The following is an 11,970-nucleotide window of genomic DNA, read 5'->3' as shown; positions in this document are numbered from 1 at the left end:
CCTGCCCTGGCCTCTGTTCTCCCGAGGCCAGGGCAGGGTGCCGACAACCAAATCAGGAGAAGTTGGACGTCATGAACACGACGATGCATGCCACTTTCGGATCGGCGATCGGAAGGCACACCGGAAGCCGGTTGCGCACCAGATGGCTGACCTGGGGAGCCTGCGGGGAAGAGATCGCGCGAGTCATGCCCGGTGATGATCTGCTGGTGGACGCCGATATCGTCTCGACGCGCGCGATCACGATCGACACAGGCGCCGACAAGATCTGGCCGTGGCTGATTCAACTGGGCCCCGGCCGCGGCGGCGCTTACACCTACGATTGGATCGAGAACCTGCTCGGCCTCGATATGCACAGCGCCCGAGAGATCCTGCCGCAGTTCCAGAACCTCTCGGTCGGCGACAGTTTCCCGATCGGCAAGTCCGGTCCGCGTATGAGGGTCGCGATTGTCGAAAGCGAGCACAATCTCACCTTCGCGTCCGAAGACGGCCGCTGGGTCTGGTCCTTCGGCCTTTATCCCATGGATGCGGCGACCCGGCTCGTGAGCCGCAACCGCATCGCACTGACCGGAGCGTCCCCGTTCAAGCGCCTGTTCACCGTGCTCGTGATGGAACCGGGCAGTCTCATCATGGAACGAAAGATGCTGCGTGGTATCAAACAGCGAGCAGAGCGGCTCGGACCCGCACACCGGCCATCCGAGATGTCGAAAGCGCCCACGCCACCGCAGACACCCGCGCGAGGCGCGTCAGAGGCTGCTGCTCAGGGTGCTCAAGGAGTCGATGGCAGCCTGTAGCTTGGCGCCCGCCCGCGTGGCTACCGATTGCAGGGCAGGTTCGTCGGTGACCTGGACCATGAGTTGCGGATTCATCGCTTCCACGAGGATCTCGGCGTCCGAGTCGGGGTTCCGGCGCACGACGACGTTGCAGGGCAGCAGGAGCCCGATCTGCCGGTCGATACCGACCGCCTCATGGGCCAGGGATGGATTGCAGGCCCCGAGGATCAGGTAGTCCTCGATGTTCTCGTCGAGTTTGGCTTTCAGGGTGGCTCGGACGTCGATCTCGGTGAGGACGCCGAATCCCTGCTCGCTCAGGGCGGTCCGGGTCCGGGCGACGGCGTCGTCGAAGCCGGTGTGCAACGTGGTGGACAGTCCCAGATTCATGGTGCGGTCCTTCCGTAGAGGGGGGTTGCGAGTCAGGCGAGAGCTAGGAACAGCTTCTCCAGTTCCTCGACGGTCATCGGATTCTGTCCGTCGACGGCTTGGCCGGTGAGGCATTCGCGCAGTCCGGTCGCGACGATCTTGAACCCGGCGCGATCGAGTGCGCGGGAAACCGCGGCGAGCTGGGTGACCACATCTTTGCAGTCCCGGCCCTGCTCGATCATGGCGATAACGCCGGCGAGCTGACCATGCGCGCGCCGCAGCCTGTTGAGTGTTTCGGTGAGGGCGGTTTCGTCGCCGACCATGATTGCGCCTTCCTGCTCCGCCAGCATCCCATGATACCCCTGGGGGTATGACACCTACCAATATACCCCTGGGGGTATAGTAGGTTCTACTATACCCCCACCCGTATATCTCCTTTTATCGGCGACAGGAGGATTTCCATGGCCGATATCGACCTATACGTGGATCCGGTGTGCCCATTCGCTTGGGTGGCCGCGCAGTGGCTGCTCGACAGCGCCGGCGCCGACCATGTGGTGACCTTGCGCCAGATGAGTCTGGCGGTACTCAACGGCGGTCGCGACGTCGACGCCGACCACGCGCCGATGATGACCCGATCGCGCCGGATCGGCCGCGTGTTCGCCGCCGCCGTCGAGCAGGACGGCCAAGCCGCCTTCACACCGCTCTACCTGGCACTCGGCCCGCGATTGCATGTGCGCGCACAGCACGTCGACGACGCGGTAGCCACAGCTCTGGACGCGACCGGACGCGATCGCACGCTGCTCGAATCGCTCGATGACGCTCGCTACGACGCCGCAGTGGCCCGCGCCCATCACGCCAGCCAGACCGCGCTCGGCGGGAGTGGCGGCAGCCCCATCATCAGCATCGATGGCCACGCCTTCGGTGGCCCCGTCTTGACCGAGCCTCCCCCCGCACAACATGCCCACGAACTGCTGGATGCCATCGTCACCGCGGCCACAACTCCAGGATTCGCCGCGCTGCAGCGTCCCTACCACGGCCCACCCACCTTCGTCGGGAACGAGGAACAGCCCTGATGTGCTCCCCCGTCACCTGCGGCGTCTGCGGCAAGACCACCTGGGCCGGCTGCGGCGCGCACATCGACACCGTCCGCGCCGCCACCCCGCCGGACCAGTGGTGCTCCGGTCACGACGAGACCGTCCAGCGGGAACCAGTGCGACGTCCTCGCCGCATCTGGTTCCGCTGACCCGGCGCGCGAGTGGACGAAATCTCGCTCAGTACCCGGCGTCGCGGCGGCGAAAGCCGGCGAAACCGAGCGCCGAGCCGACCAGGGCACTCGAGGCTATCGCGAGTATCGGCGCGGCGGTGACGGTCCGCAGCGGCGCGTTCGGAGTGTGCGTGAATGGAGACGCGGCGTCGAACCAGTCGGGCCAATCGAAGGCGTCCGCGAAAAGCAAGGCCACGGCGCAGTAGGCGAAGGTGGCCCATGCCACGGCGGCAGCCGCCCTCGGCACCCAGCCGAAGGCGAGTGCCGCGACCGCTGTCACCGACCAGACGGCGGGTAGATACACCAGCGCCGCACCGGTCATTCGCAGTGGCTGGACGGCGTCGGAGATCGTCAAGCCGTAGGTCAGCCCGACACCGAATCCGCCGACGGCCAACACCGCAGCACCGCCGGCCAGTGCGACACTGAGGTGGCTCGCCAGCCAGCGATTCCGGCTGACGGGTGCGGCCAGCAGCGGCTCCGCCCGACCCGCTGTCTCCTCACCGCGGGCACGCAGCGAGCTCGCGACGCCGAAAGCCGCGGTGAGCAGCGCGACGATCGAAACAGTCAGCGATAGATAGGAATTCACCGCATCGGCGGCGCCACCGGGAAGATAGGCGGCGATCTCGGGATTGTCTGCGAGATAGTCCTCGATGCTTTCGGCGAACGAGCCGTACGCTGCCCCCAGCGCGAAGACGCCTACGGCCCATCCGGCCAGCGAACCGCGCTGCAACCGCCAGGCCAGGCCCAGCGGCGAGCCCAGCGCCCGAGAAGCCGTGGCGCGGCCGGTTCCGTACGGCAGCAGCCCGGCGCCGAAGTCACGTCGATCCAGCAGTGCGAAGGCCACGGCGGTCAGCGTGAGCGTCGCGACGGCGAACAGCAGCACCGTCCACCAGCGGTCGCCGGCGTACGGGTAGCTACGCTGACCCCATCCGATAGGCGACGCCCACGAGGCGGCTCCGCTGCCCACATCACCGATCGCACGCGCCACATAGGCCGCCGCCAAGGCAAGACCGACCGCCCCGTAGACACTGCGCGGATTCTCGAAGACCTGCGCGGCGACGGCGGTGACGGCGGCGAATGTGACTCCCACGCCCCCGATCGCGACTCCCAGCAGCAGCGATCCACCCGCGGGGAGCCCGGTAGCGACAGCGGCGGCGAAAACGACCAGTGCTACGGCGATATCGGCCAGGCCCGCCAACGCGAGGGCGGCGACCGCGGGCGCCCGCCGGCCCACCCGAGCCGACCGGAGCAATTCGGCGCGCCCGGTCTCCTCGTCCGAGCGGGTATGCCGACCGACCAGGAACATGTTCATCAACGCGACGACCACCGCGAGGTAGGCGAAGATCTCGAACACGATCTCGCCACCGATGCTCGTGAGCAATCCTGTCGGCCCGCCCATCGCCACCGTGGCCGCGCTGGCACTCATCGTCTCCCGGATCTGCGCCAGCTTCTGCGGGGAATCGTAGAAGCGCTGACTACCCAGGGACTGGAAAGCGAACAACGCGCCGGAGCCCAGCAGCCAAGCCGGCAGGGCGAACCGCTCACGCAGCAGCGAGAAACGCAGCAGAGTCCCGGCTCCGGAGAGATTCTCCCGAAGCGGCGACCAAGAGATCGCCGTGGCGCTCATCGGCTCGCCTGCCCCGCGGGCGCCGAAACGGCGCCGTAGTGGCGAAGGAAGATGTCCTCCAGCGTGGGCGGGCTGCTGGTGAGACTGCGCACACCGAGTTCGGCGAGTGCGCGCATCACGGTGTCCAGGTGCGCGGTGTCGACGTCGAACCTGGCCCGAGTGCTGTTACACGCGAAATCGTGCACGCCGGCCATCGCCTCCAGACCGGTGGGTGGCCGGATGGTCTCCACGGCGATCGAGGTTCGGGTCAGGTGTCGCAGCTCGGACAGAGTGCCGCTTTCCACGGTGCGCCCGCGCCGGATGATGCTCACCCGATCACACAGCGCCTCCACCTCCGCGAGGATATGGCTGGACAACAGCACTGTCCGGCCCTCTCGCTTCAGTTCCGCTACGCAGCGCTGGAACTCGGCTTCTTTCAGCGGGTCCAGCCCCACGGTCGGCTCGTCGAGCAGCAGCAGTTCCGCATCCGAAGCCAGGGCTGCGACGAGCGCGACCTTCTGCCGGTTGCCCTTCGAGTACGCGCGCGCCTTCTGATGCGGGTCGAGATCGAATCGTTCCAGCAGTTCCGCCCGTCGGCGCGGGTCGATCCCGCCGCGCAACCGCCCCATCAAGTCGATGACCTCACCGCCGGTGACCCCCGGCCACAGAATCACTTCACCCGGAACATAGGCCAACCGGGCGTGCAGCGCCACCGCGTCCGACCACGGATCGCCGCCGAGCATGCGTACCGAACCGGTGTCGGCTCGCAGCAGCCCCAGCAGGATGCGGATCGTCGTCGTCTTACCCGAGCCGTTGGGACCGAGGAAGCCATGCACCTCACCGGTGTTCACGCTCAGATCCAGGCCGTCGAGCGCTTTCGCCGGGCCGAACGACTTCGTCAGACCGGTGATGGAGATCGCGGGCTCGCTCATCGCGGCGCCCCTTCCGCCCGACGCGTCATCGGGGTTCTCGACTTACGCAGAGTCAGCGGATGCAGATCGAAGTGCATTCGCATCGTCCCGTCACCGGGCTCGCGACTGAACAGGATCCGGCCGGTGCCGATACCCCACCGGGTCATATCGATGCCGAAGACGAACGGGTCGTCAGGATCATCAGGGTGCAACGGCAGCCCGCGCAGCAGAGCGGGAATGGGAGTGAGCACCCGTAGTACCGGCCGACCACCGCTGATACGCACTTCGGCTCCGGCCCCCACCATCGATCGAGCGCGGATATCTGTGAGCGCGCCCGGTAGTGGGTAGAAACCGCAGATTTCCGGCCAGATCTCCGGGTGGTGCGCGACGTCGTCGCGGATCGCCGACTCCGGGGCACCGAGGAGTTCGTGGAGTAACGCGGAGGTCTCCGCCGGGAGCCACAGCGTCGCGCGATGCCCGCCTGTGATGAAGACCATGAGACCCAGCCCGTCGTCGGGGGCCAGCCAGATCTGGGAGTTGAACCCCGGCAGAATGCCCTGGTGCTCGATCACCCGGTGACTTCCCGCCTCGCCGCGGAAGAATCCGAGGCCCATTCCCGGGACACGGGGATCGGGCTGGTATTGCGGCGCGAACATCATTGCCAACGTGGAAGCCTCGAGCACGGAGCCGCAGTCATTCCCGCCCCCGCCCAGCAACGCGGTGAGGTATCTGCTCATGTCGCGCGGAGTGGAGTAGGCCGAGGCGGCCGCGGCGGTGATCATCTCGCGATGGGTGACCGCCTCCGGACCGCGGGCGCGCAGTGCGTACCCGACGGCCCGCCGCGTCGGCGCGGGCGGAGCGACACTTGTGTCGAACATGCCCAGCGGCAGGAAGACTCGCTCGCGCAGGTAGTCGGCGAATGGAAGGCCGGTGACGTCGCTGACGATCTGGCCCAGTGTGGCGAAGCCATGGTTGGTGTAGGTCCATCGGCTGCCGGGTTCTGCCTGGACCCGCAATCCGTGCCGGTAGTAATCGCTCAGTGCCGGTACCGGCCGGCCCGGGGAGACACTTTCCCCGAAATCGGGGTTGAGCACCCGACGAGGGTGCGCCGTCTCGCCGATACCCGAGGTATGAGTTAGTAGGTGGCGCACCGTCACCGGCCCGAACCGCGGATCGGCGGGTACGAGACGATAGGCCCGCAGATAGTCGCTCGCCGGTGCGTCCAGATCGATCACGCCGGTCTCCCACAGCTGCATCACCGAGATCGCGGTGAATGTCTTGGTGATGGAGGCGATGCGGAAGACGGTGTCTTCGGTGACAGGGCGGTTCGCCTCGATGTCGGCCAGACCGTGCCCAGCGAAGTCCATCCGGCCCCCGCTCACCACCGCGACTGCGGCGCCGACAACAGCTCGACGGTTGAACACGCGGCCGATCCGGTCCGCTATCCGGATGTCCTGACTCATCAGCACGGCTTCTCCATTCACTCGCTGCCGGTGGTGGCCCTCCCTATCAGCGTGTGACTCCGCGGCCACCGGTGGAGGAGGACATCGACTCGAAGTCCGGGGCCGAATGTCCCCCCTCGCCGGCGATCGGACGACCGCGGCCCTCGATCCCTACGCGCGGTCGCGCGACATACCGATGTGCCCGAGGCGAACAGTTCGCCGGGTTACGGCAGTCGCGGGGCCGTCGGCCGCGCGACATCATCGGCATCGCCACCGTTGCTGCGGTGGGGCAGCAGTTCCTGGTACAGCTCCGCGATGTGCTCCGATCGACCAGGTCCGGTGCCCGTGGTGGCGAGCGCCGCAGTCGCGGCCGCGATACCCAGACGCACGGCGTCGGCCAGTTCGTAACCCCGGGTGAGCCCCACCGTGGTGCCGCCGACCATCGCGTCGCCCGCGCCGATGCCGCTACGCACCCGAGCGGGAAGCGGCGCGAACCACTCGTGCGAGTCCCGCGGTTGGTACGAGTTCGGCCACCCGGGTCGCGAGGTCGATCGCGGGATTCATCGTCAAGGTCACGATCCGGCCCACCGAAACCTCCTCGATCCGTCCCTCTACGACAACCCATCGTTCGACACCGATCACTTTGCCCATTCGCCGGCGACCGGAGCAGAGTCGGCCGCCCCTCTGGCACTGGACTTAGGTCCTCGCATCCGTGCACGCGGCGCCCGATGTCCCTTGTCGCTACCGCAGGGCCCGTTTCATGGGTCCGGTGCCGCAGAATCGGACATGCTTCGTGCGGCGACAGTCCACTGGCACAGTCGTTCGGCATTGCACGGCACCCGGTTCGACGCCTCCGCCGGGGGCATTGGTTCCAGGCTGCAAGGGCCAACCGCTGACGCCTGGGTCGCGGGCGGAACCCCCTGTGGCCGCCACGCCGGGCAGCGGCCGCCACATCGAACCGGGTCACACGAAGTCCTCGAGCGCTGTCGCACTACCCCATCAGGGCAGGACCTTCGCCCCTGTTCGGCCACGTCGCCGGGAGCGCACGCTCGTGGCAGGACAAACCGAGAAGGCTGAGGAGGATTCAGTGGAGTATCAGGTGGCCCTGGTCGAGTCGGCGCCGGAGGCAGTGCTGCGGGTGCCACGCGAGGTCCGCCCAAATCTCCTGGGGCAGGACATCGCGGAAGGCATGCGAGAGGTGAGCCGAATCGTGCAGCGCGCTGGGTTGACCGCCAGTGGCGCGCCGACGATCACCTTCCACGACGACATGCCCGCCGACGAGGCGATCGCAGTGGAATTCGGCGTCCCGGTCGAGCCCGCGCCCAACCTCGGGCCGAGTTCCGGCGCACAGGTTGTCGTGATGGCCGGTACTTTGGTCGCCCGGACCTGCCACCGTGGTAGCTACCACGACCTCGGTGCGGCATATCAGGCGCTACGGCAGTGGATGCACGAGGGCGGCTACCGGCCGATCGGGCCGCCGACCGAGGCTTACCTGATCGGCCCGGACGACGTCACCGATCCTCGACGCCTACTGACCGAGATCCGCGTGCCGGTGACCCCGGCCGCGACTATCGCGGTCCATCTCGACGCACCGTTCGGCGTCGCGGTCGAACGCACCAAGGAAGCACTGCAACACCATGGGCTCATGGTGACAGCCGAGGTCGACATCCAGGCCACTTTGAAGGCGAACGCCGGTCGAGACATCGAGGACTACCTGCTCGTGGACGTCTGCGATCCCAGCCTCGCATATCGGGCACTGCTCACCGACCGGCAGGCCGCCCTGGTGATGTCGTCCAGGGTGGTGGTGCGAGCGATCGAGAGCGGCACGGCGGTCGAGGTGATCGATCCCGACGTGCTGGTGGGGGCCGTCGGCCGAGTGGGGCTGCGCTCGGTCGCGGATGAGCTGCGGCAGCGCCTCACCGCCGCCTTGGACAGTCTCCGAGACGCGACGACGGCGTCTACATGACCGGCCTGGTCGAAGCGGAACCGGGTCTGCGAATCGATCCCACCGAACGGATCGATCTGCTGCTGCGTGATCTGCGTGGCAGCCGCAGCGGGCTCACCACGCGCGAGGCCGAACGGCGCCTGATCCATTACGGGCCGAACATGCTGCAGCGGCGCACCCGCCGAAGCTGGCGACGAGATCTGGTTCGTCAGTTCACCCACCCGCTGGCGCTGCTGCTGTGGGTGGCGGCTGCCCTGGCGGCGGCGGTCGGCATCGTCCCGGTCGCGATCGCCATCGTCGTCGTCATCGGGATCAACGCGGCGTTCGCATTCGCCCAGGAACGGCACGCCGAGCAGGCGGTGGAGGCTCTGGCCGCCTATCTGCCGATGCGAGCGAAAGTCGTGCGGGACGGGCAGATCACCGAGATCGAGGCGACCGATGTGGTGCCAGGAGACGTCCTGGTCATCGCCGAGGGCGACCGGATCTGCGCGGACGCGCGGCTGCTCGACGGCGGCATAGAGGTGGATCTGTCCGAACTGACCGGCGAATCGATGCCGGTCTACCGCAGCGCCGACGCCGTCGACGCCGGGGTGCCGCTGGCGCAGGCACGCGAACTCGTCTTCAGCGGCACCTCCTGCACCGAGGGCGAAGCCCGCGGGGTCGTCTTCGCCACCGGCATGCACACCGAACTCGGCCGCATCGCCGCGCTGTCGGAACGTGTCGAGGCGGACGAAAGCCCCCTCGAACATCAGGTGCGCCGCGTGGCCTGGTTGATCGCGTTGATCTCCGTTGTGCTTGCGGTGGCGTTCATCCCGCTCGCGATGCTCGGCGCCGGACTGTCCCCGATCAATTCCGTGGTCTTCGCCGTGGGACTTCTGGTGGGCAACGTCCCGGAGGGCCTGCTGCCGGTGATCACGCTGGCGCTGGCGATCGGTGTGCGGGATCTGGCGCGCCGCGGCGCGGTGGTCAAACGCCTCAGCGCCGTGGAGACCCTCGGCTCCACCGATGTGATCTGCACCGACAAGACCGGCACCCTCACCGAGAACCGCATGCGGGTGGTCACGATCGACACCACGACCGGAACATACGACCCGCATGCCCCGACTACGAGGCGCGATCCCACGCTGGCCCGCGTCGCGGCAGTGATGACCGCGTGCAACAACGCTCGTCTCGCCGACACCGGAGCCGCAGTGGGCGACCCCACCGAGCTGGCGCTCTTGGCCGCGGCCACGGCCCTGGGTCAGCAGGTCGACGGGGAGCGCTACCGGCAGCGGCTGTTCCATTTCGACCCGGTGCGCAAACGGATGTCGACGGTCGATGCCGACGAGAACGGTCGACTCGAGGTGCACACCAAGGGAGCGCCGGAGTCGCTGCTGCCGTTGTGCACCGCCGAACTCGGTGCCGACGGAAGCGTCCGGCCGCTGAGTCCGCACCGCCGCGAGCAACTCGCCGAACTCGTGGACCACCGCGCCCGGCAAGGCCTGCGGATGCTGGCCGTCGCCGCGCGCGAGCTTCCGGGCTCAGCTGCGGCGCTGAGCCGGGAACGGGCCGAACAAGACCTGGTGTTGTTCGGCTTGATAGGCATGGAGGACCCACCGCGGCCTGAGGTCGCCGAGGCGGTACAGCAGTGCCACACTGCGGGCATCCGCGTCATCGTCATCACCGGCGATCATGGCCTCACCGCCGCGGCCGTCGCCGACCAGCTCGGTATCACGCGTGGCACGCCGATCGTGATCACCGGCGCCGAACTGGACCGGATGAGCGAGGACGAACTCGACGAATTGCTGGCCGGACCGGCCGAACTCATTTTCGCCCGTACCTCGCCCGAGGCCAAGCTGCGCATCGCCGACGCGCTACGCGCCGCAGGCCACGTCGTCGCCATGACCGGTGACGGCGTCAACGACGCGCCCGCACTGCGGCGCGCCGATATCGGTGTGGCGATGGGCCGTTCCGGCACCGATGTCGCCCGCGAGGCCGCCACCATGGTGCTCACCGACGACAATTTCGCCACCATCACCGCGGCCATCAAGGCCGGTCGGCGCGTCTACGACAACATTCGCAAGTTCATCTGCTACATCTTCGCCCACACCACCCCCGAGGTGACACCGCTGCTGGTGTTCGCGCTCTCCGGCGGCGCGGTCCCGCTGCCGCTGACCGTGATGCAGCTACTGGCCTTCGACGTCGGCACCGAGACCCTTCCCGCGCTCGCACTCGGACGAGAAGCGGCCGAGCCCGGCCTGATGCACCGCCCGCCTCGCAAACGCAGCGAATCGGTGATCCGCACACCGATGCTGCTGCGCGCATGGCTGTTCCTCGGCGTGATCGCGGCGGTCCTGGCCATGACAGGCTTCTTCTTCGTTCTACTGCACGGCGGCTGGCACCCCGGTGACCCCACCGGCCCCGGAACGCCCCTGCACCACACCTACCAGCAAGCGACCACCATGACCTTCTTCGGTATGGTCGCAGGCCAGATCGGCACCGCGTTCGCCGCACGAACCGACCATGCCTCACTGCGCTCGATCGGCGTGCTGTCCAATCGCTTGCTGTTGTGGGGGATCGCCTTCGAACTCGCCCTCGCGGGGGCGATCATCTACGTACCGGTTTTACAGAGCCTGCTCGGGACAGCCGCACTCACTCCCGCCATGCTCGCGTTCACACTGCCGTATCCGTTCATCGTGTGGGGCGCCGACGAACTACGGCGCTGGCTGCTGCGGCGCCGCAGGGCCGTGCCGGCCACCGAGCATCCGGCCACAGTGCGGGGTCCGAGGCCGCGTCCGAACGCGATCAGCGGAGGCGACCGCCACCATCGGCAGTGACCTGGTTCCCGGCGGCCTGGGCACGCGAAGCGCGCGTCTCCATCAGCACCGAGCTGTCACGATTCATCCTCATCGCTCACGTACGACGATCATCGGGCACTCGACCGAATGCAGCAAGGCGGCACTGGTCGAACCGAGCAGCATGCCGGTGAAACCACCGCGACCATGGCTACCCACTACCAGCAGCTGGGCGTCTTCGGATTCATCGAGCAGCGAGCGAACCGGCCGGTCGCGAACCAGCACGCGTCGCACCGGCACCTCCGGGTAGCGTTCGCCGAACCCCGCCAGATTCTCGGCGAGCAATGCGTCCTCCCGCTGCCGCACCGCATCCCAGCCGGGCATGAGGTCGATTCCACTCGCGTCGCTCCAGGCATGCAGTGCGATCAAACCGACCTTACGTCGAGCGGCCTCCTCGTAGGCGACTTCGAGGGCGGGCACGCTGGTCATGGTGCCATCCACTCCGACGAGGACTGATCTGCCGGCCGAGACGACATCCGTCGCGGACGTCGAACGCACGACCGCGACCGGGCAGTGAGCGTGGCGGGTGACCGCCGTGCTCACCGAGCCGAGCAGTTCACGACGGACGGCTCCGAGACCGCGGCTGCCGACGACCAGCATCCTGGCGTGTCTGGACCTTTCGATCAGTTGCGGAATGATCTGCTCCACGATCAGCTCGGTATCGATGGCCAACGCCTCGCCCGCAGCCGCTGTCCTGGCTACTCGAGCGGCCTCGGTCAGCACCCGTTCCCCGTCCTTGCGCAGCCACTCCACATCGGATTCGGTCAGCGTGGCACCGGGACCGTACCCGGGCTGAATGGCGACGGAGGTGACTATATGCAACCGGCACCGA

Annotated in this window: 12 protein-coding genes; 5 read left to right on the top strand and 7 right to left on the bottom strand. The window is 67.7% G+C overall.

Annotation, left to right across the window (positions count from 1 at the left end):
* The first annotated feature begins 71 nt into the window (after positions 1-71).
* Entirely contained in the window at positions 72-791 is a 720-nt protein-coding gene (locus ACZ6DL_RS36695; protein ID WP_466058177.1) for an SRPBCC family protein, read from the top strand.
* Here ACZ6DL_RS36695 and ACZ6DL_RS36690 read toward each other — a convergent pair.
* Both ACZ6DL_RS36690 and ACZ6DL_RS36685 read right to left on the bottom strand, forming a co-directional pair.
* Positions 744-1,157, bottom strand: coding sequence for a DUF302 domain-containing protein (locus ACZ6DL_RS36690; protein WP_466058176.1), 414 nt, complete (start codon positions 1,155-1,157; stop codon positions 744-746). The genes ACZ6DL_RS36695 and ACZ6DL_RS36690 overlap by 48 nt on opposite strands.
* Before the next feature lie 32 nt (positions 1,158-1,189).
* Complete coding sequence (locus tag ACZ6DL_RS36685; protein WP_466058174.1) at positions 1,190-1,459, bottom strand: metal-sensitive transcriptional regulator; 270 nt, start codon at positions 1,457-1,459, stop codon at positions 1,190-1,192.
* A gap of 138 nt (positions 1,460-1,597) precedes the next feature.
* Between ACZ6DL_RS36685 and ACZ6DL_RS36680 the strand changes: the two genes are divergently transcribed.
* Positions 1,598-2,209, top strand: a complete 612-nt coding sequence (locus ACZ6DL_RS36680) for a mycothiol-dependent nitroreductase Rv2466c family protein (protein WP_466058172.1) — start codon at positions 1,598-1,600, stop codon at positions 2,207-2,209.
* Positions 2,209-2,379 carry a hypothetical protein gene (locus ACZ6DL_RS36675; protein ID WP_466058170.1) on the top strand — a complete coding sequence of 57 codons (171 nt, stop codon included), beginning with the start codon at positions 2,209-2,211 and terminating at the stop codon, positions 2,377-2,379. The genes ACZ6DL_RS36680 and ACZ6DL_RS36675 overlap by 1 nt, the downstream gene beginning before the upstream one ends.
* Before the next feature lie 28 nt (positions 2,380-2,407).
* Here the strand turns inward: ACZ6DL_RS36675 and ACZ6DL_RS36670 are convergent, their stop codons facing one another.
* The 4 genes from ACZ6DL_RS36670 to ACZ6DL_RS36655 all read right to left on the bottom strand — a co-directional run bounded on the left by ACZ6DL_RS36670 (position 2,408) and on the right by ACZ6DL_RS36655 (position 6,919).
* A complete protein-coding gene (locus ACZ6DL_RS36670) occupies positions 2,408-4,027 on the bottom strand; it encodes an ABC transporter permease (protein WP_466058168.1) in 1,620 nt (539 codons plus the stop codon).
* Entirely contained in the window at positions 4,024-4,938 is a 915-nt protein-coding gene (locus ACZ6DL_RS36665; protein ID WP_466058166.1) for an ABC transporter ATP-binding protein, read from the bottom strand. Before ACZ6DL_RS36665 ends, ACZ6DL_RS36670 begins: the two co-directional genes overlap by 4 nt.
* Complete coding sequence (locus tag ACZ6DL_RS36660) at positions 4,935-6,380, bottom strand: serine hydrolase domain-containing protein (RefSeq protein ID WP_466058165.1); 1,446 nt, start codon at positions 6,378-6,380, stop codon at positions 4,935-4,937. The genes ACZ6DL_RS36665 and ACZ6DL_RS36660 overlap by 4 nt, the downstream gene beginning before the upstream one ends.
* Positions 6,381-6,583: 203 nt before the next feature.
* A complete protein-coding gene (locus tag ACZ6DL_RS36655) occupies positions 6,584-6,919 on the bottom strand; it encodes a PfkB family carbohydrate kinase (protein ID WP_466058226.1) in 336 nt (111 codons plus the stop codon).
* Positions 6,920-7,446: 527 nt separating this feature from the next.
* Between ACZ6DL_RS36655 and ACZ6DL_RS36650 the strand changes: the two genes are divergently transcribed.
* Positions 7,447-8,325 carry a DUF302 domain-containing protein gene (locus ACZ6DL_RS36650; protein WP_466058163.1) on the top strand — a complete coding sequence of 293 codons (879 nt, stop codon included), beginning with the start codon at positions 7,447-7,449 and terminating at the stop codon, positions 8,323-8,325.
* A complete protein-coding gene (locus ACZ6DL_RS36645; RefSeq protein WP_466058161.1) occupies positions 8,322-11,120 on the top strand; it encodes a cation-translocating P-type ATPase in 2,799 nt (932 codons plus the stop codon). The genes ACZ6DL_RS36650 and ACZ6DL_RS36645 overlap by 4 nt, the downstream gene beginning before the upstream one ends.
* Positions 11,121-11,189: 69 nt before the next feature.
* On the opposite strand, the gene ACZ6DL_RS36640 is transcribed toward ACZ6DL_RS36645, so the two are convergent.
* Positions 11,190-11,970, bottom strand: a 781-nt coding sequence (locus ACZ6DL_RS36640; RefSeq protein ID WP_466058160.1) for a universal stress protein, incomplete at its 5' end; no start/stop codon positions are given.

The organism is Nocardia sp. NPDC041819 (assembly GCF_055590505.1).
This window is presented reverse-complemented; position numbering and strand designations above follow the sequence as displayed.